The sequence below is a fragment of the Promicromonospora vindobonensis genome, assembly GCF_042685865.1.
In the GTDB taxonomy this organism is placed as follows: Bacteria; Actinomycetota; Actinomycetes; order Actinomycetales; family Cellulomonadaceae; genus Promicromonospora; species Promicromonospora vindobonensis.
Genome location: NZ_JBHUOG010000002.1, coordinates 1,198,518 through 1,221,576, shown reverse-complemented (window position 1 = coordinate 1,221,576; position 23,059 = coordinate 1,198,518). Strand labels below are relative to the sequence as shown.

The window sequence follows — 23,059 nt, the reverse complement described above, 5'->3', positions numbered from 1 at the left end:
GATGGTTTGACAGGCGCACCTCGCGGGAGGTGTACTGGTGTTCTATCGAACAAGCGTTCGATGAGGTGCTCGACCATCCGGTCACCACCGGCAGACACCATCGCTGGAGGGTCATGACCGTCGTAACAGTCTCTTCGAAGACCGACACCGGTGCTGACGTCGAGACCGTCGCTGACGTCGACACCGCTGATACCCGGCACGCCCGGGCGCTCGCGGCACTACGGTCCGCCGAGGTGCGCACCGGTGTGCGCAAACAGGTCGTGTCCGCGCGGACCGTCCAGCCGGCCCACGCCGAGCCGGCGGTCCGACTCGCTCCGCCGTCGGGCAGCCGGGTGGGTTCGCCCGGTCCGGACGAGGGCACGCGCGTGCTGTCCGTTGACCCGCGCCTCGCGGCCCTCCTGCCCGACGGCGGCCTGCGCACCGGCACCACCGTCGTGGTCAGGGGCTCGACGTCGCTGCTGCTCACCCTGCTCGCCGAGGCGTCCCGTGACGGGGCCTGGACGGTGCTGGTCGGGTACCCGGCCGCAGGGATGGCCGCGGCGGCCGATGCAGGGTGCGACCTGGCGCGCACCCTGGTGGTCCCGCTGCCGAACGGGTCGGGCGTCGACGCGTCCGCCGTGCTGGCTGCGCTGATCGACGGTATGGACGTGGTGGTGGTCGGGCCGGAGGTCGTGCTGCTGGAGCAGGACCGCCGTCGGCTGACGGCGCGCGCCCGCGAACGAGGAACCGTCCTGGTCCCTGCGCTCCCCGCCCCTTCGTCGGGCGAGGGCTGGGGTGGGGCCCATGTGGTGCTCGAGGCGACCGAGGGGACGTGGACGGGGATCGACCACGGGGCGGGCTGGCTGCGCCGGCGGACCCTGCGGGTGCGGCGCACCGGGCGGGGGAGCGCGGCGCGCCCCCTGCACCTGGACGTCGAGGTGCCGGTGTGCCGGGCGGCCGGCGGAGGCGCGGAGCCTTCCGTCGGGCAGGGCTCCGCGCCGGTGGCGCCGACGTCGGCATCGCCGGGCGAGGGCGCCGAGAACCGTCCGCAGCTGGAGCTCGTCGGATGACCGACCGCTCCGGCCCCGCGACGACGGGAGCGGTCACCCGCACCGCCTGCCTCTGGGTGCCCGACTGGCCGGTCGTTGCGGCGCTGGTCGTCGCCGGCCTGGGTCCCGAGACCCCTGCGGCCGTCACCGGCGGCCCCGGCGGACGGATCGTGGCGGTGTCCGCGCCTGCCCGCAGCTCCGGGGTGCGCCGCGGCATGCGCCGTCGCGAGGCCCAGGGGCGCTGCCCCGACCTGCAGCTCTGGCCCGCCGACGACGCGCGCGACGCCCGGGAGTTCGAGCCGGTCGCCGTGGCAGCGGAGACCGTGGTCTCCGGGCTGGAGATCGCCCGTCCAGGGCTGCTCCTGCTGCCGTCGGGCGGGGCGGCGCGCTACCACGGCTCCGAGCAGGACCTGGCCCGCGAGCTGACCGAGCAGGTCGCAGTGCGGACCGGTCACGAGTGCCAGGTCGGGGTCGCCGACGGGTTCCTGGCCGGGGTGCTGGCGGCGCGCGAGGACGCCGTCGTGCCGCCGGGTGCCTCACGCGACTACCTCGCGGCCCGTCCCGCTGCGGTGCTCGTGCACGCCCGCCCCGGAGACCGCGCCCTGACCGAGCTGGTCGACCTGTGGCGCCGGCTCGGGGTGCGCACGCTGGCCGATCTGGCCGCTCTGCCCGACGCCGCCGTCGCCGCCCGCTTCGGCGACCTCGGCGTCTGGGCGCAGCGCCTCGCCAGGGGGCAGGACGTGCGGCCCCCGGCCCGCCGTCGGCTCGAGGAGGACCTGACCGTCGCCGAGGAGCTGGACCCGCCGGCGCACCGGGTCGACGTCGCCACCTTCGCCGCCCGCCGCCTGGCCGAACGGCTCCACGAGGACCTGAGCAGGCGCGGCCTGGCCTGCGGGCGGCTGCGGATCACGGCGCGCGCCGTCGACCCGGTCACCGGCGAGGCCCGCACCCTGGAGCGGCTGTGGCGCACCGACGACACGCTCGGCGGGCTGTCGGCCGCCCGGATCACCGACCGGGTGCGCTGGCAGCTCGAGGGCTGGCTCACGGCGTCGTCCCTCGGGCAGGGCGAGGCGCCCGCCCCGATCGCGGGCCTGACCCTGGCCGCGGAGGAGGTGGCGCCCGCTGGAGCCCTGCAGCCACGCCTGTGGGGGCCCGGCGCGGGCGAGGACCTGCGCGCCCGCCGCGCCGTCGAGCGCGTGCAGGCCCTGCTCGGCGGCGACGCGGTGCTCACCGTCCGGCTCCAGGGCGGGCGCGACCCCCGCGACCGCGTCCAGCTCGTTCCCTTCGGTGAGCAGGTCCCGCCCGAGCGCGACCCCGACCGGCCCTGGCCCGGAGCCCTGCCGCCCCCGGCGCCGTCGGTGGTGCTGCCCGATCCCGTCCCCGCGCACGTGCTCGACGACGCCGGGCGCCCCGTCGTCGTCGACGTCCGGCTGGGTGTCAGCGGCGGCCCGGCGCGCGTCGTCGTGCCCGGTGAGGGTGCGGGCGACGACGGGCCGGGTGACGGCGGGTGGGCGGGCCTCGACGCCGCGGTCGTCGACTGGGCCGGACCGTGGCCGGTCGCGGAACGGTGGTGGTTGCCGTCGGGCAGGCGCCGCGTCTTCGTGCAGGTGGTGACCGACGGCGCGGGGGCGCCGGGGCTCGGCCTGCTGCTGTCGTCCTCGGCGGGGGAATGGCTGCTGGAGGCTCTCTATGACTGACGACGTACCGTACGCCGAGCTCCACGCGCACTCCGCGTTCAGCTTTCTCGACGGCGCCTCCCACCCCGAGGAGCTCGCGGCCGAGGGAGCACGCCTGGGGCTGAGGTCGCTCGCGATCACCGACCACGACGGGCTGTACGGGGTGGTGCGGTTCTCCCAGGCGGCGAAGAAGGTGGGGCTGAAGACCTCGTTCGGGGCGGAGCTGCACCTGCCGGTCCCGGCCGGCGCGAGCGGTGCGCCCGTGCTCGACCCGCCCACCGGGATCCCCGACCCGCGCGCCACGCACCTGCTTGTCCTGGCCCGGGGCCCGCAGGGATACCGCAACCTGTCGAGCGCGATCGGCACCGCGCACCTCGACGCAGGGGTCAAGGGCGCCGCGCACTACAGCCTGGAGGCGTTGGGCGAGGCGTCGGCCGGCGAGTGGCTGGTCCTCACGGGCTGCCGCAAGGGCGCGGTCCGTCAGGCCCTCCAACAGGGCGGGGGGAATCGTCCGGACCGGCTTGGGCGGGCGCGGCGGGAGATTGCGCGGCTCGCCGATGCCTTCGGGCGGGAGAACGTCGCCGTCGAGATCACCGCCACCGGCGACCCGCGCGACGCCGACCTGCACGACGCGCTCGCCCTGCTGGCCGCCGACGCCCGCCTGCCGCTGGTCGCCACGACCGCCGCGCACTACGCGCGCCCCCAGGACGCAGATCTGGCCGGGGCGCTCGCGGCGGTGCGGGCCCGGTCGAGCCTTGACGACCTGGACGGCTGGCTGCCCGGCGCGCCCACCGCCCACCTGCGCAGCGGGGCGGAGATGGCGCGCCTGCACCGCAGGCACCCGCAGGCCGTACCGACGGCGGCCGCGCTCGGCGCCGAGTGCGAGTTCGACCTGGACCTCATCGCGCCGAAGCTGCCGCCCTACCCCGTCCCGGACGGCCACGACGAGGCGTCCTGGCTGCGCGAGCTCGCTCACCGGGGCGCGACCGCGCGCTACGGACCCCGGGGGAGCAACAGGAAGGCGTGGGACCAGATCGACCACGAGCTGAAGGTCATCACCGGCCTGGAGTTCCCCGGGTACTTCCTGGTGGTCTACGACCTGGTGGAGTTCTGCCGCCGCAACGGGATCCTCGCGCAGGGGCGCGGCAGCGCCGCGAACTCGGCGGTCTGTTTCGCCCTGGGCATCACCGCGGTGGACGCGGTGAAGCACGGCCTGCTGTTCGAGCGGTTCCTCGCGCCGGAGCGGGACGGCCCGCCGGACATCGACATCGACATCGAGTCGGTGCGGCGCGAGGAGGTGATCCAGTACGTCTACGAGAAGTTCGGCCGCACGCACGCTGCGCAGGTCGCCAACGTGATCTCCTACCGGCCGCGCTCGGCGGTGCGAGACGCCGCCCGCGCGCTCGGCTACGACATCGGGCAGCAGGACGCATGGTCCAAGTCCATCGAGCGCTGGGGGTCGCTGAAGCCCACGGCAACCCCGGCGGCCGGCCCGACGGCGGAGGCGACGCCGCAGAACAAGACCGCCGCCAAGGACGCCCGCGTCACTGCGTTGTGGGGACCGCGGGAGCCGCACTCGGGCAACGGCGTCTTCGTCGACGTGCTCGCGGAGGAGACACGCGCCCCTGGCCAGTCCCGGCCGGACCCGACCCGCGCCGACGACACGCACGACGTCGTACCGTTCCACACACCGCCGTCGGCCGCGCAGGAGGGGGAGATCCCCGACGACGTGCTCGATCTCGCCGACCGGATGCTCCGCCTGCCCCGGCACCTGGGCATCCACTCGGGCGGCATGGTGATGTGCGACCGCCCGGTGATCGAGGTCGTCCCGGTGGAATGGGCCCGCATGGAGGGCCGCACGGTGCTGCAGTGGGACAAGGAGGACTGCGCGGACGCGCAGCTGGTCAAGTTCGACCTGCTGGGCCTCGGCATGCTGACCGCCATCCGGTACGCGTTCGAGTTCGTCGAGGAGCACACCGGTCAGCGGCTCGAGCTGCACAGCCTGCCGCAGGAGGACCCGCTCGTGTACGACCTGCTGTGCGCCGCCGACACCGTGGGCGTGTTCCAGGTGGAGTCGCGCGCCCAGATGGCGACCCTGCCGCGCCTGCGCCCCAGGACCTTCTACGACATCGTCGTGGAGGTCGCGCTCATCCGGCCAGGCCCCATCCAGGGCGGCTCCGTGCACCCCTACATCGAACGGGCACGCGGGCGCGAACCCGTGACCTACCTGCACCCGCTGCTGGAGAAGTCCCTGGGCCGCACCCTGGGCGTACCGCTGTTCCAGGAGCAGCTCATGCAGATGGCGATCGACGTCGCAGGGTTCTCGCCCAAGGAGTCCGACGAGCTGCGGCGTGCCATGGGGTCCAAGCGTTCCCAGGAGCGCATGGAGGCACTGCGCGACCGGCTCTACGCGGGGATGACCGAGAACAAGATCCCGCCCGACGTGCAGGCGGAGATCTTCGAGAAGCTCAGAGCCTTCGCCGACTTCGGCTTCCCCGAGTCGCACGCCTACTCCTTCGCCTACCTCGTGTACGCGAGCTCGTGGCTCAAGGTGCACCACCCCGCCGCGTTCTACGCCGGGCTGCTCGCGGCGCAGCCCATGGGGTTCTACTCACCCCAGTCCCTGGCCGCCGACGCGCGCAGGCACGGGGTACGCGTGCTCCGGCCCTCGGTGACCCGGTCGCGGGTGCTCGCGTCCGTCGAGCGGGACGACGAGGAACTTGCGGTCCGCATGGGGCTGGAGTCCGTACGGGGGATCGGCAAGGAGAAGGCAGAGGAGGTCGTCGAGGCGCGGGGCGCGACGGGCGCGACCGCCGGCTTCCAGCACCTGCGGGACCTCGTGCGCCGCGTCGAGCTGTCGACGGCGCAGCTCGAGGCGCTCGCGACGGGCGGGGCGCTGGAGTCGCTCGGTATCGACCGGCGGGAGGGATTGTGGGCGGCAGGCGCCCTTGGCCAGGAGGGGCCGACGACGCTGCCCGGCGTCAGTGTCGGCGTCGACGCCCCGATGCTGCCGGGGATGAGCGAGATCGAGCTGGCGCAGGCCGACGCGTGGGCCACCGGCATCACGCCGGACTCGTACCCGACGCAGCACGTGCGGCCAGGGCTGGAGGCGGCGGGCGTGCTGACCGTCGCCCAGGCGCTGACGACCGAGCCGGGGCGCCGGATCGCCGTCGGCGGGGTGGTGACGCACCGGCAGCGGCCGGGCACCGCCGGGGGAGTGACCTTCCTGTCCCTGGAGGACGAGACGGGGCTGCTCAACGTGATCTGCACCGTAGGGCTGTGGCAGCGGTTCCGGAAGGTGGCGCGGTCGGCGCAGGCCATGGTGGTGCGCGGCCGGATCGAGGCGGCCGACGGCGCGGTGAATCTCCTGGCGGAGCATCTTGCGACGCTGTCGCTGACGGTCCCGGCGCGGTCGCGGGACTTCCAGTAGGGGCGTCAGCACGAGCACCGCCCCGACCGCCCAGAGCCCGGAGTCGTCGGTCACCGCGGCCTGGATCGTCCAGGCCGCGGTGAAGGGCAGGCCGACCCCGGTCACCGCGAGCCACGCCGGGAGCAGCAGAGCGCCGATCACCACCAGGGCGACGAGCACGACGACGCAGGCGATCACCTGGGGTGCCTCGTAGGGTCCGGTGACGGCTCCGGTAGCGGGGTCGACCTCACGGCTCGTGACCGGTGTCGTCAGAGCACCGTCGTCTCCTCGGTCACCAGCACCTCGACGGACGTCATGTCGATGAATCGTGCCTCGTCGGGATGCACGAGCTCCTGATAGTTCGTCGAGGCGAAGAACGCGTCGTGGTCCGCCCAGCTCGCGAACCAGATCTCGGTCAGACCGTCGTAGGCGGGCTTCGGGTACCCGTCGGCGGGTACGGGGTGGGACACCGTGTACTTACGCACGTACCGCGCCGCCTCCGGGATGGAGGTGAAAAGCGGCGCGTGCTGATCCCGGTGGTACTCGACAAAGGTCTCGGACGACATCCTGTCGACCCGACGGATCATGAAGACGAACTTGATCACCGCGGTGCTCCTTCAGCATGGCCACGTCGGCGCCCCGGATCCCGGAGTCACGGTCCGCGCGGCGGTGCCGTTAACGTAGGCGCTCACATCAATGTCAGGGGCAAGCGATGAACGCCGAAGGTAGGAGAAGCCGAAGTGCGGATCGGTGAGCTGGCCGCCCGGACCGGGGCAAGTCACCGGTCCCTGCGCTACTACGAGGACCAGGGTCTGCTGGCCAGCGACCGGTCCCCGAGCGGCCAGCGGCTCTACACCGAGGAGCACGTGGAGCGCGTGCGCCTTGTCCGGGCCTTTCTCGCGGCCGGGCTGTCCAGCCGCACCATCGCGGAGATGGTGCCCTGTATGGTGCAGCCGAGCGCGCAGGGGGCGCACCGCGCCCTGACGATCCTGGAGCGGGAGCGTGGCCGCCTGCGGGACGCGATGGCCGCCCTCGCCGAGGCCGCCTCAGCGCTCGACGCCCTCGTCGACGTCAACCATCGCTACCTCGGGGACACCCGCGTCAGCCCAGGTACATCAGGCCGGTGTTGAACGCCCACAGCGCCGCAGCCCCCGCGCCGACGAGCACCGCGGAGATCACGTAGAACCAGACCCGCATGCGGAACCCGACGACGCGCAGGAGGGCGGCCAGCCCGAGCGCCGCGACGGCCAGTGCCGGCGCGGCGAGGAACGGCGCGCCCGCCTGGGTGTCCTGGACGACGAGCAGGTACACGGCACTCAGCAGCAGCAGCCGGGGGACCCAGCGCAGCAGAGCGCCGAGCAGGCGCAGCGGCCAGGGCTTCCTGCGCGGCGCAGCGGGCGTGGGAGCGGGCGGCGTCGGTTGCCTGCCGGGCTGCGCACCCGGCTGCACTGCCTGCCGGATGCCGGGCTGCAGGCCGGGCTGCATGCTCGGCGGACGGCTCGCGGGGGCCTGGACGGCGGGTGGCTGCACCGTGGGCATCGGGCGGGTGGCGTGAGCGGACGGCGTCGGGCCCTTCTGCTTGGGCGCTGGGCCGAGATGCTTGACCGGGCTCTTGCGCGGCTCGAACGACTGCGGAGCAGGGGTCAGCTTGCGAACGACCTGGGTCGCCGCTGCGGACAGCGGTGCGACAGGTGCGGGCAGCACCGACGGCGGCGCGGAGTCCGGCCTGCTGCTGACCGAGGCACGCTCGCTCGCCGGAGCGGGCTCGGGGCTGCGGAACGCACGCCAGCCACGCAGCGTGTCCGCGTGGCCGTCGGGGGGCGACGCGGCCCGCCAGCGCATCGCCTGCCAGATCCAGTCCTTGATCTCGGCCGGGGTGCGGCCGTCGGCGACGTGCGCACCGATCTCCGCGACGTGGTCGGCCACGACCTGCTCGGCGGCCCCGTCGAAACCGTCCGCGTGCACCTCGGCCAGGACGCTCATGAGCGCGCGGTCGTACACGAGGGCGTGCCAGGGCTCCGGGGTGCGGGTGTTGGGCGTCGCGTCGTCCGCCGGGTCGAGGACCGGGGGGAAGAGCTTGGTGTGACCCCGGCCGGGCAGCACGTCCGTCAGGGGGAGCGCGGCCACCTCAGCGGCTGTCACACCGTCGCTGAGGAGCTGCGAGGTGAGCATCAGGGTCGGGTCGGGCGTGGTGCTCGCGAGGCGGGCGCGCACCACGCTCGCGATGTTCTCCAGCGGCGGGCGGTGGTTCGGCTGGTAGCGCGTCATGGCGAGGACCAGCGACTCGACGTGCCTGTCGATGGTCGGCGGCTCGGGCGGGGCGCCGGCACCGGAGGGTCGCCCGGCAGGCAGCTCGTCCACGAGGTCGGTGGCCACCAGGTCCCGGCCCAGGAAGTTCAGGTCCAGCGGAAGCACGCCCGTGCTCGCGTACACGAGCAGCAGCCCCAGGCTGTAGACGTCCGACCGCGGGTGCACCCGGCGCCCGAACAGCTCCGGCGCCATGTAGGAGACGGTCCCGGCGGGCTGTGTCGACGTCGCGGCGTCGAAGACCTTGGCGATGCCCAGGTCGATGAGCACCGCACGGTCGCCGTCGACCATGATGTTCGCCGGCTTGAGGTCGCGGTGCAGGCAACGCTCCTCCTGCAGGACGAGCAGCGCGTCGACCAGCTGCTGCGCCAGGCTCAGCGCCTCGGGTCCGGACAGCGGTCCCTCTTCGCGTACCCGGTCGCGCAGCGTGGTGCCGGGCACGAGCTCCATCGCGAACCACGGCTGGTCCGCGTCCAGGCCGGCCTCCACGAAGCGTGGGAAGCCGCGACCGTCCAGGCGCTCCAGCAGGTCCGCCTCCTGCGCGAAGCGTTCGCGCGCGTCGTCGGGCAGGCCGGTGAGTACCTTGAGGGCGACCTCGGCGCCGTCGTCGTCCACCGCGCGGTAGACGTGGGCGAACCCGCCGTGACCCAACGACTCCGCGAGGGTGAACCGGCCCATGCGCTCACCGCTGGCGGGAATGCGCCGGACCCGGCGGACGGGGAGCGCCGCCGCGAGAGGAGCCGGCGCGGGTTCGGGCTCCGGGACCGGCGGTGCCTCGGGCTCTGGAGCGGGCGCTTCGTCAGACTCCGGAGCGGGTGCCGCCTCGGGCTCTGGAGCCGGCATCGCCTGCGGCTCTGGGGCCGGTACGGGGGCCGGCTCGAGGGCTGGCGCTGGGGCTGGGGCCGCCGCGGCTGCGGGCTCGGGATCAGGTAACGGGACCGGACCGGGGCCGACGGCCGCAGGCGCGACCTCGCCGACGCCTGGCGCTGGTGACGTCATACCGGCAACCTACCAGCGGGGTCGCGCCGGTCCCAGAAAAGTCCCAGGTCATGCGTGGCGTCATCGCTGCGGGTGGTGTTCGACGGCGCAGCTCGTCGCCGTCGGTCAACCTTCAACCCGTACTTGAATCTCGACCTCAACCTGAACCTGAACCCTGGAGCCTGGGCGAGAAGCCGTGTCTCACACCCCCTGCTCCCGGTACCACCGGATCTTCTCCCGCAGCCGTTCCTGCTGCCGCCGCAGCGCGTCGATCGACTCCTGTACCCGCCGGTCGTGGTCCTCGAGCAGCGCGACCCGCGCAGCCAGGGTCGCCTCGTCGAGCGACAGCTCCGCGTACCGCTTGAGGTCGGCGATCGGCATGCCGGTGTCGCGCAGACAGTGCACGAGGTCCAGCCAGCCCAGGTCGTCCTCCGTGTACGCGCGGTGCCCGCCCGACGTCCGCGCGATGGGCCGCAGGATGCCCTCGCGCTCGTAGTACCGCAGCGTGTCGATGCTGAAACCGGAGACCTCGGCGGCCTGCGCGGGCGAATAGGTGGTCATGTTCTGATCTTGCCCTTGACCTGGAGCGCGCTCCAGGGCTTTCGCTCGTCCCATGACCACATCGCAGACCGCTGCATCCCAGACCACCCCGCCCGCCGAGCGTCTCGTGCTCGGCGCCATGATGTTCGGCACCGCGGTGGACGAGGCCACGTCGTTCGCCGTCCTCGACCGGTTCGTCGACGCAGGCGGCCGGTGGATCGACACCGCCGACTGCTACGCCTTCTGGGCGAGCGAGTCCGGCTACGGCGGGCAGAGCGAGGAGCTGCTCGGCCGCTGGTTCGCCGCCCGGCCAGGCGTCCGCGACCGCATCCTGCTCGCCACCAAGTTCGGGGCTGAGCCGCGCGACGCCGCGAGCTGGCCCGCCTCGCGCACCGGCCTGTCCGCCGAGGCCATCAACGCCCAGATCGCCGGCAGCCTGCGCCGCCTCGGCACCGACCACGTCGACCTCGTCTGGGGGCACATGGAGGACCGCTCGGTCCCGGTCGAGGAGACCGCCGACGCCTGCGCGGCCCTCGTGTCGGACGGCGTCGCGGCCCGCATCGGCCTCTCGAACCACCCGGCATGGCGGGTCGAACGTGCGCGCCGGCACGCCGTCGGGCAGGGCACGGAACCGTTCAGCGCGGTGCAGCACGCCTACAGCTACCTCCAGCCCCGGCCCGGCGTCCGCATGGGGAACCACCGCTTCGGCCGGCTGAGCGACGACCTGGTCGACCTGGCCGCCGTCGAGGGCCTGGAGGTGTGGGCTTACACACCCCTGCTGTCCGGCGCGTACGACAACCCGGCCAAGCCGATCCCCGAGCTGTTCGACCACCCGGGCACCACACAGCGGCTCGCCGTGCTCGACGACGTCGCGGCCCAGGTCGGCGGGTCGCGCGGCCAGGTGGTCCTCGCCTGGCTGACCGCACGCGGGATCCGGCCCATGCTCGGCGGCAGCAAGGTGCACCAGCTCGACGCCGCCGTCGCCGCCATGGCGCTGGAGCTCCCGGCCGAGCTCCTGGAGCTGATGAACGGGGTGGACGTCACCCCGCCCTCGGCCTGAGAGCACGAGGTCAAGGAGCGCAGCCGGCCCGGGGCACGTGGTACGAGCCGCGTGCGGCAGCTCGGGTCAGGACAGGTCGATCGTCACCGGCTCGAACGGGGTGCCTTCGGGATAGTTGCCGCCCCAGAGCTTCGCGCCGTCGTCCGTGAGCTCGACCTGCTGCCACGTGAGCCGCGCACCGTCGTCGGACCGCTCGGGGGATCCGGCCAGGCGGAACGCGGTGGTCCGCACGTCCGACTCGCGGTCCCGGATGGACATGGTCCAGTCGGGGCCGCCCTCGGCGGGGGCGTCGACCTCGATGTCGGCGATCTCGCCGACGAACGAGCCGAAGTGACCGATGAAGACGACCGAACCCGTGAAGGCGAACCGGGTCGAGCCGGCCGACACGTCCGGGCTGCGCTCCGGGTCGAGCGGGAAGTGGAACGCCGCCCCGCTGCCGCCGACGGCGTCGTCCTGCACGATGCGGCCGCCCGGCGCCCCCATCACGTACATCAGCAGGCTTGCCTTGATTTCCCAGTCGAGATGAGCCACCCGAGAACGGTACTCCCACCTGGCGGTTCGTACCGCTTTGCACCTGGGCATCGCGCGCGGGCGTCGCCGGGCGTTCATGTGGGTGTCGCCCGGGCGACGGCGTGTCTCCACGCCCCGGCCACGGGACCTGTCCAGGCTCGGGCCCATGAGTACCACTCGACACCGCACCACCGCAGCTCTCGCCGTGACCCTCGCGGGCGCGCTGGCCCTTGGCACCGCGCCGGCGTCCGCCCTGCCCGAGGGACACCACCGGTCGTTCGACCTGCAGGCCCACCGCGGCGGCGTCGCGCTCACCGTCGAGAACACGCTCCCCGCCTTCGACAACGCGCTGGCGCTCGGCGTCAGCACGCTCGAGCTCGACGTGCAGATCACGCAGGACGGGTACGCCGTCGTGACGCACGACCGCGACCCGAACCCGGCCAAGTGCGTCGACACGGAACCGGCGTTCCCCGGCGACCCCGAGTTCCCGTACGTCCCGGAGAAGACGTACATCAAGGACCTCACGCTCGCGCAGGTCCGCACCATCGACTGCGGCTCGCTGCGCCAGCCGCAGTTCCCCGGTCAGGAGCTGCACCCGGGCGAGCGCATGCCGCTGCTGTCCGAGGTGCTGGACCTCGTCAACCGGCACCGTGCGCGCCAGGTCACCCTCAACATCGAGACCAAGGTCGAGGCCGGCGCCCCCGAGCAGACGGCGCCGCGCGAGCAGTTCGTGCAGGCCGTCGCCCGGGAGGTCCGCAAGGCCCGCCTCGTCGACCAGGTCACGATCCAGAGCTTCGACTGGGGCTCGCTGATGCGGATGAGCGAGGTCGAGCCCCGCTTCCCGCTCGTGGCGCTGACCAACGGCCAGCAGTTCCTCCAGGTCGGCCAGGAGGGCGCGTCGCCGTGGCTCGGTGGCCTGGACATCGACGACTTCCCCGGCTCGATCCAGGAGAAGTTCGTCGCCGCCTCCGCCTCGTTCGGGGCCGACGCCGTCTCGCCCGTGCACGGTGACCCCCAGGGCGGAGGCGTCGAGGACCCGGGCTACGTCCCCTTCACCACGCCGGAGCTCGTCGCCGCCGCACACGACGCCGGCATGGCCGTGATCCCGTGGACCGTCAATGACCGCGCCACCATCGAGTCGCTGATGGACCTCGGCGTGGACGGGCTCATCACCGACCGCCCCGACCTGCTGCGCACGATCATGGCGGAGCGGCACCTGAAGCTGCCCAAGCGGTACGTGGCGCCCCCGTTCCACGACTGACCGGAGCGCACGGCGAAAGTTCACCCTCTCCGGCCCGCATTTCGGGGCCGGGGAGGGTGACGCGTCTACCTAAGATCCGTCGGTGCCGTGCGCGCGGTGCTGATGATGACGGAGAGACGACGTGGCGAACGACCGCAAGACCGCCCTGCGGGCTGATATCCAGGCGTTGCGGGCGGTGGCCGTGCTGGCGGTCGTGCTGTTCCATCTGTGGCCGAACCGGTTGACCGGTGGGTATGTCGGTGTGGACGTGTTCTTCGTGATCTCGGGGTTCCTGATCACGTCGCACATCGTGCGGGACGTGGAGGCGGGCCGGTTCTCGGTGCCGACGTTCTGGGCGCGGCGGATGCTGCGGCTGCTGCCGGCGTCGCTGCTGGTGCTGGTGGTGACGGCGGTGGGGGTGTGGGCGCTGGCTCCTGTGCAGCACTGGGAGCAGTGGTTCCGGGAGATCGCGGCGTCGGGGTTGTATGCGCAGAACTGGGTCCTGGCGGCTGACGCGGTGGACTACCTGGCCGCGGAGAACGTGGCCTCTCCGGTTCAGCACTACTGGTCGTTGTCGGCCGAGGAGCAGTTCTACCTGGTCTGGCCGCTCCTGATCGGCCTGTCCCTCCTGGTCGCGCGGCGCCTCCGCCGGTCCGCGAGCCTGAGTCAGGTGGGCCGGCAGGCGTCGTGGCGGCCCGTCGCGGCGGGAGTGCTCGCTCTGGTCGTGGTCGCGTCGCTGGTCACGTCCGTGGTCTGGACGGGTGCTGATCAGGCGTACGCGTACTTCATCACTCCCACGAGGGCGTGGGAGTTCGGGGCGGGGGCGCTGCTGGCCTTCCTGCCCGCCTTCGGCCGGGCCCGCACCACCGCAGGGCGCGGCGCCCTGACCGGCATGGTGGCGTGGGCCGGTCTGGCGCTGATCGCCGTCTCCGCGATCATGTTCACCAGCGCCACACCGTTCCCCGGCGCGTTCGCGGCCGTGCCGGTCCTCGGCACCGTCCTGGTGATCTGGGCCCAGGCCACCGACCGGTTCACCACCCGCCTGGCCGGCCTGGCACCGGTCCAGTTCCTCGGCGACGTGTCCTACGCCGTCTACCTGTGGCACTGGCCCCTGATCGTCCTGGTCCCCTACGCCACCGGACACGACCTGCGCACGCTCGACAAGCTCGCGATCCTCGCCGCCACGATCCTCCTCGCCTGGGCCACCCGCCGCTGGATCGAGAAACCCGTCCTGCGCCACCGACACCGGTTCGCGCCCCGGGGCACCTTCATCAGCGCCGCCGTGGCCACCGCCCTGGTCCTCGGCGTCGCGCTGACGGGAGGGCACACCGCACGGGAGCACGCGCGTGCCGAGCTGGCGGCCGTCGCCGCGCTCACCGGCGCCGAGTGCTTCGGCGCCGCGGCCCGTCCGCCGTCCGGCGAGTCCTGCACCAACCCGGACCTGGCCGGCATCGCCGTGCCGGCCCCGGGTGCGGCGCACTCGGACGTGCCGGAGCTCTTCCGCGGCCGCTGCGCCGGCACCAGCAAGACGGACTCCCAGCCGAAGCCCTGCAGCGTGGGTGCCGCCGACGGTTCGGTGCGGGTGGCGCTGATCGGCGACTCGCACGCCGTCCAGTACTCCGCGATGCTCGCGAGCATCGCGGAGCGGAACGGCTGGGAGCTGGACACCTACTCGAAGGGCGCGTGCCCGTTCTCGGACGTGCGCAGGGCGCAGGACGACGTCCTGCATGCCGCGTGCACCACCTGGATCGAGCGGGCAAAGACGATGCTCGCGGACGGCGACTACGACCTCGTCGTGACCTCGCAGGTGAGCGGCGTGGACTGGGCGCCGCCGCAGGGCTCCTCGACCGAGGAGTTCGCGGAGGGCGGCCTGGTCTCGCTCTGGTCCGGGCTGGCCGACCAGGGCATCCACGTGGTCTCGGTGGCCGACGTGCCACGTCCGGTGCGGGGCGTCCACGACTGCCTGCAGGAGGCGGACCGGAACCTGACGACCGACTGCCGAGTGTCCCGCGCCGAGGGGCTGCTCTACGATCCGCAGCCCGGCGCCGTCGAACGCCTGGACCGGCCGGACGTCACCCTGGTCGACCTCACGGACGTCTACTGCGACGACCGGGAGTGCCTGCCGGTGATCGGTGGCGCCACCGTCTATCGCGACTCCAACCACCTCACCAACACTTTCGCCCGCACGCTCGAGCCGTACTTCGAGTCGGCGCTGGTCCCGCTGGTGCGCGCGGACCAGCGCTGAGGATCGCAGGCGCCCTCAGCCCGCGGCCTCGTCGTGGTCGGTGCGGTCCGGTGCGGTCCCGTCCCGAGGCGCTGCCCGACGGCGTTCCCTGCGTCCGCGGGCCAGCTCCGTCGCCAGGGCGTCGAGCGGCTGGGCGAACGTGTCCTCGAAGCGCGCCAGCCAGGCACGGGCGGCGGCCGTCCCCGTGTCGTCCACGGCGTAGAGCCTGCGCGTGCCCTCTGCGCGCACCTGAACCAGGCCGGCCTCACGCAGGACCCTGAGGTGCTGCGAGACCGCCGGCTGGGTGAGGCGCACGCGGGCCTGCAGCGCGGTGACGAGAGCGCCGGCAGGTTGCTCGCCCGGGATCAGGAGCTCCAGCAGCCGACGCCGCACGGGGTCGCCGAGCGCCTCGAACACCCCCGCCCGCGCGGAGTCGGGGGCGCCGGCGCCGTCCTCCTCGCGGGCGCCCGCCCCGGCTGCAGGCACTCAGGACTCCGGCGGGACGGTGTAGAACGCCAGGGTGCGCTCGCCGGCGGCGCGGGCCTGGTCGGCGTCCTCCCCTGAGGCGATGGCGGCGTCGGCCCAGCAGGTGCTCGCGAGCCGGACGAACTCGACCCCGACGGGGGAGAGGGTCCACTGCTCGAACTCGGTGGCGTCGTTGTCGGAGCCGGTGGCGAGGTGCAGGCCCAGCCCGACGAGGGCGAGGTCCCAGCCGACGCCGACGGCGCCCGGGCCGTACTGGGCCGCGAAGTCGGGGTCGACGGGGGACTCGTGCACCAGCTCGAGGGTGGTGCCGCCGTCGGCAGGGGTGAGGGAGACCGTGAGCCAGGAGACGTTGCCGCCGAACTCCCAGGTGACGGCGAAGTCGCCGGGCGCCGCGCAGCGTTCGACGACGCCGCCCGCGTTGCCCTCGAGCTGATAGCGTCCGCCGACCGTCAGGTCGCCGCTGACCGGGAGGAACCACCGGGGCAGCCGTTCGGCGGAGGTGAGGGCGTTCCACAGGTCGTCGCGGTCGGCGGCGTAGGTGCGGCGCGCGACGGCGATCTTGGTGGGTGTGCCGTCCCTGCTGCCGTCGCGGACCTCGCGGGTCATGAGTCCGGCGGTGGTGACGGGATCGATGGTGCTGGTCATGGTGACTCCTTCTATAAGCGGATACTTATGTTATGCCACAGGGGAGCGGCCGTTGGCAAGCGGGGGGAATAAAAGTGTGCCAAGCGGGACCGCGTGGCCGGTGTCAGTGAGCCGGAGTACCTTTCCGGACATGGCCATGATCGCCGTGCTTCCAGCGACCGCCGACCGGTTCGGCGACATCGCCCGTGTGCTCAACCCGAACGGGCGCGAGCAGGCGTGCTGGTGCATGCACTGGCGTGCGCCCGCCAAGGAGGAGGTCACGACCCGCGCCGCCCGCCTGCACGAGCTGACCGAGCAGGAGCCGGCGCCGGGGATGCTCGCCTACCTCGGGGCCGAGCCCGAGGTGGCGGGCTGGCTCGGCTTCTCGCGCCGGTCGGCCGCCGGATCGCTGCAACGGTCACGGGTGCTGCCGGTGGGGGAGGCGGAGACCTGGCCCACCACCTGGGTGTTCATGTGCGTCACCGTGCGCGCCGGCTTTCGCAGGCAGGGCGTCGCCCAGGCGCTGCTCGAGGCCGGGGTCGCCTACGCCGCTGCCCATGGGGCGACGCGGCTCGACGCGTTCCCCGTCGACCCGGAGCCTGGTCGTCGGGTCCCGGTGAGTGCGGCGTTCGTCGGCACCGTCGGCATGTTCGAGCGCGCCGGGTTCGACCGGCTCGCGCCGACGGACTCCACGAGCGGACGTCTGACCCGCTGGCACCTGCAACGCGAGGTCACGCCGGCCTGAAGGTCCCTGCGCGAGCTACTCCTCGACCGGGACGACCACGCACAGCTCGAACGTGTCCCGGCCGCGCCGGAGCAGGTAGCGCACCTGTTCCGCCGTCTCCTCCGACGCGTTCTCGTCCTTGTAGCTCCAGCGCACGTCGACCCACAGCAGGGCGTCGCCGACCTGCTCGACGGCGCGCACGTCGGGCACGGCGGCGACCAGCCCCTGCTCCCGATAGGTGGCGAGCATGGAGCCGAGGGCGTCGCGCGCCGCCTCGGCGTCGGGCACGACGAGGGACCGCTCGGCCTCGACCACCACCGACGGGTAGGCGAGGCTGTCCGTCACGGTCTCCAGGTCACCCGAGCCGAGCGCGACGCCGTAGTCGACGAGGAACGTGAGCAGGTCGTCCTGATCGTACGGAGTGCTGGTCATGCGACCCACGGTAGGCGCACACTCAGCGAAGCGCGTGGCTGAGAGCCTGGGTCAGATCCGTCCAGAGGTCCTCGACGTCCTCGAGGCCCACCGACAGGCGCACCAGGTCCGGCGAGATGCCCGCGTCCTTGCGGGCGACCTCGTCCATGATCCGGTGGGTCAGCGAGGCGGGGTGCTGGATGAGGCTGTCGACGCTGCCGAGGCTCACCGCCGGCGTGATCAGCCGCACGGCGGAGACCAGGGCTATCGGGTCGGCCGAGGTCTCGAACGAGACCATGGCCCCGCCCAGCCGCGGATAGTGCACCTCGGTCACCTGCGGGTGCTCCGCCAGCCGGCGCGCCAGCTCGGCCGCCGTCGCCGACGCCGCCCGGACCCGCACCGGGAGCGTCGCCAGCCCGCGGAGGAGCTCGTAGCCAGCGATCGGGTGGAGCATGCCGCCGGTGACGAACCGGATCTGCCGCAGTGACCGGGCGAACTCGGCGGAGCACGCGATGACGCCGCCCATCACGTCGCCGTGCCCGCCCAGGTACTTCGTGGCGCTGTGCAGCACCATGCTCGCCCCGAGGGTCAGCGGGCGCTGCAGCACGGGCGTCGCGAACGTGTTGTCCACCAGCACGGGCACGGGCGCGCAGGCGTCGGCCAGCGCGCGCAGGTCCACCTCGGTCAGGGTGGGGTTCGCCGGGCTCTCGACGACCACGAGCCCGGTCCGGTCCGTGACGGCCGACGCAGCCTCCTCCGGCGACGCCCACGTCACCGAGCTGCCGAGCAGGCCCGAGTCGAGCAGGTGGTCCGTGGTGCCGTACAGGGGCCGGATACCGATGACCTCCGGTTTGCCCGCCGCAACCTGGGCCAGCAGGCAGGCCGACAGTGCGGCCATGCCGCTCGCGAACGCGACGGCGGCCTCTGCGCCCTCGAGCTCGGCGAGAGCGTCCTCGAACCGGCGCACCGTCGGGTTGGCGACGCGGCCGTAGACGGGGGGACCGCCGTCGTCGTTCCCCGCCGCGAAGTCGTCCAGGCGCGCGGCCTCGGCGACGACGTCGTGCGACGGGTAGGTGGTGGACAGGTCGATCGGCGGGGCGTGGAGCCCCAGGGCGGCCAGGTCGTCCTTGCCGGCATGGACGGCGCGGGTGTTCCAGGAGTGGGTGGTCCCTGAGTGCGTGGTCATGGGGGACTATCGGCACTCGCCACGGTCGATTGATGCCGGGCATGCTAGAAATTCGGAGCATGGCCCAGAACGTGATCCTCGATTCGGTCGACCGTGCGCTCATCGACGAGCTGCAGAAGGACGGCCGGCTGTCCAACAAGGTGCTCGCCCAGCGGGTCGGCGTCGCGCCGTCGACCTGCCTGGCCAGGACCCAGCGCCTGCAGAACGCCGGGGTGATCCGCGGGTACCGGGCCGAGATCGACCCGGCCGCCGTCGGGCGCGGGCTCCAGGCCATGCTGATGGTGCGGCTGACCACGCACTCCCGGCCCCTGCTGGGCCCGTTCGTCGAGTGGGTGCGGCGGCTCCCGCAGACGCGAGCCGTGCACCACGTGTCCGGTCCTGACGATTTCCTGATCCACGTGGCCTGCGCCGACACCGACGAGCTGCAGCGCCTGGTCCTCGACCTCACGGCCCGCGGCGAGGTGGGCCGCGTGCAGACCGACCTGGTGTTCTCCTCCTGGACCTGCGGCCCGGTCACCCCGGCAGGGTGACCGGACCGGCCTCGGGTCAGAAGGCCTGCGCCAGCAGGTCGGCGAACAGGGCCTCCGGGTCGACGTCGAGCCCCCGCGCCGCGAACCAGGTGCACACCGTGCGGCAGTCGCGCAGCAGCACCTCGCTCGCGAACGGGTTGGACGCCAGGTCCACGACCTGCGGCAGGTCGATGATGACCAGCCGCTCGCCGTCGGCCAGGATGTTGTACGGCGACAGGTCGCCGTGGGCGAAACCGAGCCGGGCCAGCACGGCCATGCCGTGCCTCAGCTGCTCCCAGTACGACTCCAGCAGGTCGTCCGAGGGACGCTCCCTCGTGAGCCGGGGTGCCGCGACGGCCTGGGTCCGGCCGGCGTCGTCGGTCACCTCGGTGCCCACGAACTCCATGAGCACCTCGGTGCCGTCGATCTGCACCGGGTAGGGCACCGGAGCCCCGGCCGACCAGAGATCGCGCAGCGCGACGAACTCGGCGTCGGCCCACTGGGTGGCCGAGACCGCGCGGCCCCACGCGGACTTGCGGTCCTCCATGGCGCGCTGGTCGCGCGTGCGGCGGACCCGGCGGCCCTCGGTGTACTCGGTGCCGCGGTGGAACTGGCCGTGGTCCAGGCTGCGGTACCGCTTGGCCACCAGGAGGCAGCGTTCGGCGTCCGCCTCGCCCGATGCGGGAGCTGGCGCCGGGCCGGCTCCGAGAGGGACGGCGCGCTCCACCAGGAAGGCGTCCGCCTCCTTGCCGGTCTTGAGGATGCCGAGCTCGGTGTCGAGAGCGGCGTCGCGGGTGACCAGCCAGTCCGGCTGGGGGTCGGGACCGCGCTGGCCCTTGGCGACGGACCGCCAGGTGGACCAGCGCTGGCCGGGACCGGGCTGGGTGGGGTCGGGCTGGACGTCGGCGCCGTCGCCATGGCTGCCGCCGGGCCCGGTCGGCTCCCGGCGGAGCCTGCTCGGGTGCGGGCCTTCCAGGTCGTCGCGGCCGACCAGAGCGCGACGGGCGGTCCCGCGCTCGAGGTCCCAGACCTCGGGAGCTCGCTCCGGGGCCGATCGGGCGGATGACGTGCCGTTCCTGTTCGCTGCGCGGACCAGGGCGGGCTTCTTCGGTGCTTCGGGAAAACGGGGCAAGACAGTGCTCCTTGATACCGGAGCACAGCCGGATCAGTCCCGGGTGCTCCTGGTGACAGTGGCGTCTGCTGCCGCGAAGGCAGCCGCGCGAACGACGTCGTCCATGACCGCCTCCTTCCTGTCCGCACTCCCCGAGTGCCTGATCCCGGACGCGTCGTCCGGGGGCCTGCTGTTGGCCGGTCATCGAGTGCCTCGAGGGGTGGCTCGGTGACCGTGCGACGAGCATGGCACGCCTGCGCTGCGCACCGCACGTGTTTTATCTGCGCTCGCCTTCGAGGTCGTGACCCAGTCAGGTCGGCGGACCGCCATCTGAGTGGTGGGCCGGGGCAGGCCGGCATGCAGGATCTCGTAGCGGACCCAGGTCTCCCACGCGGACTGTGCACCGGCTTCACCCAGCTCGACGACCAGCAGAGCCTGTCGGATGCCGCGTCGGCCCGCGCGTGCCCCGAGCAGTGTCAGGAGGTCTTCCCGCCGGGCGCCCAGCCTGAGCGCCGAGTCGACGATGACGAGCGCCTCCAGGGGGTGCCAGTACGCGCCCCGCCTGATCCGGACGAGAGAGCCCCGCCGACGGTCCAGGGCCAGCTGATTCCTGTCGCGTTCGCCGGCGAGGAGGACGGGTGGAACCGCTACGTCGCGAGCGGACGGTGTGACGTTCATGCCACGAGTGCACCAGCAGCGCGGCTGGAACGCGGCGGTCAGCGGTGCCCTGTGCACAACGGGTTGCCTGTGGTCGCGTTCGGGCCTCCGCGAGGTGGGGGAGCTGGAGGCTCAGCTCCAGGGGAGCGCGTTCTCGAACGACTCCCACAGCGAGTCGCGGACGTCCTCCGTGGTGTCCTGGACGCCCTGCTCGAGGTCGTCCTGGATCTGCTCGCGCTGCTGCTCGAAGGACTCGCGTGCGTTCTGCGTGGCCTGCTGCGCGTAGCCGACCACACCCTGCACGGCGATCACGATCACCCACACCACGACGACGAGCCAGAACGGCCACGTGCGCCCGCCGCGCCGGGTGCGCACCGCCCGGAAGAGGTTGACGACGGCGGAGGTCACGATGCCCAGCAGAGGGATCGACAGCTCGGCCATGCGGGGTGCCCACACCGCGTCGAGGTTCAGCATCGTCACGGCGAGGTCGCCGAGCGCTGCGAACAGCGGCAGCCCGGCCGCGCTCGGCATCACGTCGAAGCCCGGGACGAGGCGCACCAGCTGGTAGACCGCGAGGGCGAGCAGGATGCGCGGGACCCACCCGATGATCGTCGCGACGGCCCCGAGGCCGCCGGACTCTCGGCGCTTGTCGTCGCGGGCGTCGCGGTCCTCGCGACGCGGCGTCGGTGCGGCCGGCGGAACGGGGGGCTGGACCGGGGCGCTCGGCTGCGTGCTGCCCGGTGCGGCGGGCCGCTGCGCCGGCGCAGGCGCCGTGGTCTGCGCCGGACGAGCGCCCGGCACAGGGCCCGGACGGAACGCGGGTGCCACCTGCGTGGCCTGCTGGTTCGTGGCCGGTGTCCTGCGCTGGGCCGGGTCGCCGGCCTGGCGCCGTGGCGTGGTCGACGTCGGGACGCCGGGGAGCGGAAGGCCGTGGCGCTGCCGGTAGGCGACCCAGCCGTCGTACGTGTCCGCGTAACCCTCTGGCGTGAAGGCCGGCGCCCAGCGCATCGCGGCCCACAGGTAGTCCTTGACCTCGGCGGGCGCCCGCCCGCCCGCGCGCTGCGGCCCGACGGCGGACAGGTAGACGGAGATGACCTCCTCCGCCGCGCCGTCGAAGCCGTCGCCGTGCACCTGGTGCAGGCGGCCCATGAGCTGCTGGTCGTAGACCAGGTTGGTGACGGGTTCGCCCTGCCGCACCGGGTTGCTCGCCAGCACGCTGGTGGGCGCGACGACGGCGGCGGCCGCCGCGCCGGCGGTCAGCACCTCCGTGACGAGGCCACGCTCGATCGTGGTGACGTCGGCGGCCGCGAGCAGCATCGGGTCGAGCCCCGCGCCGTCCGACGCGAGCTGGGCGACGGTGCGCGACAGGTTGTGCAGCGGCGGGCGGTCCTCCGGCCGGTGCCGGGTCATCGCGAGGACGAGCGGCAGCAGTCGCCGGTCGACGGGGCCGACGTCGGCCGCCGTCAGGTCACGGCCCGCGAAGTTGAGGTCGTTGGGCAGCTCGCCCGTGGCGAGGAAGATCAGCAGCAGGCCGAGGCTGTACACGTCGGAGCGGGCGTGCGGCTTGCGCACGAACAGCTCCGGCGCCATGTACGAGATGGTGCCGGCCGCGTGCGTCGAGGTGCTCGTGCCGTGCCCCTTGGCGATGCCGAGGTCGATGAGCACGTAACGGTCGGGCGCGGCGATGATGTTGGCCGGCTTCACGTCGCGGTGCAGGAAGTGCTCCTCCTGGAGCACCGCGAGCGCGTCGAGCACGTCGTCGGCCACGCGCAGCACCTCGAGCGGCGGCATCGGCCCGTCCGCTGCCACCTGCTGGGCCAGGGTGGGACCCGGTACGAGCTCCATGGCGAACCATGGCGTGGGGGACTGCAGGTCGGCGGTGACGAGCTGGGGGAACCCGCGACCGGCGAGCCGTTCCAGCAGAGCCGCCTCGCCGACGAACCGGTCCAGCGAGTCGTGCTCCGAGTTCGTCAGCACCTTGAGCGCGACCTCGCCACCCTGCCCCGTGGCGCGGTACACGTGGGCGAACCCGCCGTGGCCGAGAGAGCCGAGCAGCTGGTAGGGGCCGAGGGTCTCGCCGGTGGCCGGGATCCGCGGGGGCGTGGAGTGCGCGCCACCTGTGTGCCCCGCGACCGGGCGCGCTGGAGTGGCGGCCTGTCGCGCGGCCTGACCCCGCGTGGCCCCGGAAGGCTGGACGATCTCCGTCGCTGCGGTAGGCGGTGGCCCGGTCAGCCCAGGAGCCGGCGCGACGACCCGCGTGGGCGCTGGCGGCGGCGGCACGGCAGCGGTGCGGTCGCCACCCTGGACCGGCTGACCGGTGGGGTTGACGGCCGTCATGCGGGTGGTCTGGTCGGACAAGCAAGAACTCCTCAGCAGCGC

At 73.2% G+C, this 23,059-nt stretch carries 20 protein-coding genes; 9 read left to right on the top strand and 11 right to left on the bottom strand.

Going from position 1 to position 23,059, the window contains the following annotated elements; all coding sequences use genetic code 11:
• The first annotated feature begins 113 nt into the window (after window positions 1–113).
• Genes ACFS27_RS18690 through ACFS27_RS18680 form a run of 3 tightly spaced genes read left to right on the top strand, consistent with a single transcriptional unit; the run spans window position 114 to window position 6,134 of the window.
• Entirely contained in the window at window positions 114–1,049 is a 936-nt protein-coding gene (locus ACFS27_RS18690) for a hypothetical protein (RefSeq protein WP_377185820.1), read from the top strand.
• A complete protein-coding gene (locus ACFS27_RS18685) occupies window positions 1,046–2,725 on the top strand; it encodes a Y-family DNA polymerase (RefSeq protein WP_377185818.1) in 1,680 nt (559 codons plus the stop codon). The genes ACFS27_RS18690 and ACFS27_RS18685 overlap by 4 nt, the downstream gene beginning before the upstream one ends.
• A complete protein-coding gene (locus tag ACFS27_RS18680) occupies window positions 2,718–6,134 on the top strand; it encodes an error-prone DNA polymerase (protein ID WP_377185816.1) in 3,417 nt (1,138 codons plus the stop codon). The genes ACFS27_RS18685 and ACFS27_RS18680 overlap by 8 nt, the downstream gene beginning before the upstream one ends.
• Before the next feature lie 248 nt (window positions 6,135–6,382).
• On the opposite strand, the gene ACFS27_RS18675 is transcribed toward ACFS27_RS18680, so the two are convergent.
• Window positions 6,383–6,718 carry an EthD domain-containing protein gene (locus ACFS27_RS18675; RefSeq protein ID WP_377185814.1) on the bottom strand — a complete coding sequence of 112 codons (336 nt, stop codon included), beginning with the start codon at window positions 6,716–6,718 and terminating at the stop codon, window positions 6,383–6,385.
• Window positions 6,719–6,853: 135 nt separating this feature from the next.
• Between ACFS27_RS18675 and ACFS27_RS18670 the strand changes: the two genes are divergently transcribed.
• Window positions 6,854–7,243 carry a MerR family transcriptional regulator gene (locus ACFS27_RS18670; RefSeq protein WP_377185812.1) on the top strand — a complete coding sequence of 130 codons (390 nt, stop codon included), beginning with the start codon at window positions 6,854–6,856 and terminating at the stop codon, window positions 7,241–7,243.
• Here the strand turns inward: ACFS27_RS18670 and ACFS27_RS18665 are convergent.
• Window positions 7,215–9,419, bottom strand: a complete 2,205-nt coding sequence (locus tag ACFS27_RS18665) for a serine/threonine-protein kinase (RefSeq protein ID WP_377185810.1) — start codon at window positions 9,417–9,419, stop codon at window positions 7,215–7,217. The two genes, ACFS27_RS18670 and ACFS27_RS18665, sit on opposite strands and share 29 nt — an antisense overlap.
• Window positions 9,420–9,599: 180 nt before the next feature.
• Window positions 9,600–9,959 carry a MerR family transcriptional regulator gene (locus ACFS27_RS18660; protein ID WP_377185808.1) on the bottom strand — a complete coding sequence of 120 codons (360 nt, stop codon included), beginning with the start codon at window positions 9,957–9,959 and terminating at the stop codon, window positions 9,600–9,602.
• 52 nt (window positions 9,960–10,011) lie between these two features.
• Between ACFS27_RS18660 and ACFS27_RS18655 the strand changes: the two genes are divergently transcribed.
• Entirely contained in the window at window positions 10,012–10,998 is a 987-nt protein-coding gene (locus ACFS27_RS18655) for an aldo/keto reductase (RefSeq protein ID WP_377185806.1), read from the top strand.
• A 66-nt stretch (window positions 10,999–11,064) separates the two neighbouring features.
• On the opposite strand, the gene ACFS27_RS18650 is transcribed toward ACFS27_RS18655, so the two are convergent.
• Window positions 11,065–11,529 carry an HtaA domain-containing protein gene (locus ACFS27_RS18650; RefSeq protein WP_377185804.1) on the bottom strand — a complete coding sequence of 155 codons (465 nt, stop codon included), beginning with the start codon at window positions 11,527–11,529 and terminating at the stop codon, window positions 11,065–11,067.
• Between the two features lie 145 nt (window positions 11,530–11,674).
• Here ACFS27_RS18650 and ACFS27_RS18645 point away from each other — a divergent pair, with 145 nt between their 5' ends.
• Window positions 11,675–12,769, top strand: a complete 1,095-nt coding sequence (locus ACFS27_RS18645; RefSeq protein ID WP_377185802.1) for a glycerophosphodiester phosphodiesterase family protein — start codon at window positions 11,675–11,677, stop codon at window positions 12,767–12,769.
• Window positions 12,770–12,890: 121 nt separating this feature from the next.
• The gene (locus ACFS27_RS18640; protein ID WP_377185800.1) at window positions 12,891–14,993 is read left to right on the top strand and encodes an acyltransferase family protein; all 2,103 of its coding nucleotides are present in this window, start codon (window positions 12,891–12,893) and stop codon (window positions 14,991–14,993) included.
• Between the two features lie 15 nt (window positions 14,994–15,008).
• Here the strand turns inward: ACFS27_RS18640 and ACFS27_RS18635 are convergent, their stop codons facing one another.
• The gene (locus ACFS27_RS18635) at window positions 15,009–15,389 is read right to left on the bottom strand and encodes an ArsR/SmtB family transcription factor (RefSeq protein ID WP_377191086.1); all 381 of its coding nucleotides are present in this window, start codon (window positions 15,387–15,389) and stop codon (window positions 15,009–15,011) included.
• Between the two features lie 69 nt (window positions 15,390–15,458).
• Entirely contained in the window at window positions 15,459–16,103 is a 645-nt protein-coding gene (locus ACFS27_RS18630) for an SRPBCC family protein (RefSeq protein ID WP_377185798.1), read from the bottom strand.
• A gap of 130 nt (window positions 16,104–16,233) precedes the next feature.
• Between ACFS27_RS18630 and ACFS27_RS18625 the strand changes: the two genes are divergently transcribed.
• Window positions 16,234–16,827, top strand: a complete 594-nt coding sequence (locus ACFS27_RS18625) for a GNAT family N-acetyltransferase (protein WP_377185796.1) — start codon at window positions 16,234–16,236, stop codon at window positions 16,825–16,827.
• 15 nt (window positions 16,828–16,842) lie between these two features.
• On the opposite strand, the gene ACFS27_RS18620 is transcribed toward ACFS27_RS18625, so the two are convergent.
• Window positions 16,843–17,238 carry a hypothetical protein gene (locus ACFS27_RS18620; RefSeq protein WP_377185794.1) on the bottom strand — a complete coding sequence of 132 codons (396 nt, stop codon included), beginning with the start codon at window positions 17,236–17,238 and terminating at the stop codon, window positions 16,843–16,845.
• Window positions 17,239–17,260: 22 nt separating this feature from the next.
• Window positions 17,261–18,403: a trans-sulfuration enzyme family protein gene (locus ACFS27_RS18615; protein ID WP_377185792.1), complete on the bottom strand. Its 1,143-nt coding sequence runs from the start codon at window positions 18,401–18,403 to the stop codon at window positions 17,261–17,263.
• A gap of 59 nt (window positions 18,404–18,462) precedes the next feature.
• On the opposite strand from ACFS27_RS18615, the gene ACFS27_RS18610 reads away from it, so the two are divergent.
• Window positions 18,463–18,933 (top strand): Lrp/AsnC family transcriptional regulator, encoded by a 471-nt coding sequence (locus tag ACFS27_RS18610; protein ID WP_377185790.1) that lies wholly within the window; start codon window positions 18,463–18,465, stop codon window positions 18,931–18,933.
• A gap of 16 nt (window positions 18,934–18,949) precedes the next feature.
• On the opposite strand, the gene ACFS27_RS18605 is transcribed toward ACFS27_RS18610, so the two are convergent.
• The 3 genes from ACFS27_RS18605 to ACFS27_RS18595 form a co-directional block, all read right to left on the bottom strand.
• Entirely contained in the window at window positions 18,950–20,044 is a 1,095-nt protein-coding gene (locus ACFS27_RS18605; RefSeq protein ID WP_377185788.1) for a serine protein kinase RIO, read from the bottom strand.
• Window positions 20,045–20,224: 180 nt separating this feature from the next.
• Window positions 20,225–20,701 carry a hypothetical protein gene (locus ACFS27_RS18600; protein WP_377185786.1) on the bottom strand — a complete coding sequence of 159 codons (477 nt, stop codon included), beginning with the start codon at window positions 20,699–20,701 and terminating at the stop codon, window positions 20,225–20,227.
• A 111-nt stretch (window positions 20,702–20,812) separates the two neighbouring features.
• On the bottom strand, window positions 20,813–23,038 hold the full coding sequence (locus tag ACFS27_RS18595; protein ID WP_377185784.1) for a serine/threonine-protein kinase: 2,226 nt from the start codon (window positions 23,036–23,038) through the stop codon (window positions 20,813–20,815).
• Between the last annotated feature and the right edge of the window lie 21 nt (window positions 23,039–23,059).

Coding starts and splice junctions, on each gene's coding strand:
- ACFS27_RS18660 (WP_377185808.1), bottom strand. CDS start 9,959: ATGACCACCTATTCGCCCGCGCAGGCCGCCGAGGTCTCCGGTTTCAGC.
- ACFS27_RS18615 (WP_377185792.1), bottom strand. CDS start 18,403: ATGACCACGCACTCAGGGACCACCCACTCCTGGAACACCCGCGCCGTC.
- ACFS27_RS18630 (WP_377185798.1), bottom strand. CDS start 16,103: ATGACCAGCACCATCGATCCCGTCACCACCGCCGGACTCATGACCCGC.
- ACFS27_RS18665 (WP_377185810.1), bottom strand. CDS start 9,419: ATGACGTCACCAGCGCCAGGCGTCGGCGAGGTCGCGCCTGCGGCCGTC.
- ACFS27_RS18655 (WP_377185806.1), top strand. CDS start 10,012: ATGACCACATCGCAGACCGCTGCATCCCAGACCACCCCGCCCGCCGAG.
- ACFS27_RS18690 (WP_377185820.1), top strand. CDS start 114: ATGACCGTCGTAACAGTCTCTTCGAAGACCGACACCGGTGCTGACGTC.
- ACFS27_RS18610 (WP_377185790.1), top strand. CDS start 18,463: ATGGCCCAGAACGTGATCCTCGATTCGGTCGACCGTGCGCTCATCGAC.
- ACFS27_RS18685 (WP_377185818.1), top strand. CDS start 1,046: ATGACCGACCGCTCCGGCCCCGCGACGACGGGAGCGGTCACCCGCACC.
- ACFS27_RS18620 (WP_377185794.1), bottom strand. CDS start 17,238: ATGACCAGCACTCCGTACGATCAGGACGACCTGCTCACGTTCCTCGTC.
- ACFS27_RS18600 (WP_377185786.1), bottom strand. CDS start 20,701: ATGAACGTCACACCGTCCGCTCGCGACGTAGCGGTTCCACCCGTCCTC.
- ACFS27_RS18680 (WP_377185816.1), top strand. CDS start 2,718: ATGACTGACGACGTACCGTACGCCGAGCTCCACGCGCACTCCGCGTTC.
- ACFS27_RS18645 (WP_377185802.1), top strand. CDS start 11,675: ATGAGTACCACTCGACACCGCACCACCGCAGCTCTCGCCGTGACCCTC.
- ACFS27_RS18625 (WP_377185796.1), top strand. CDS start 16,234: ATGGCCATGATCGCCGTGCTTCCAGCGACCGCCGACCGGTTCGGCGAC.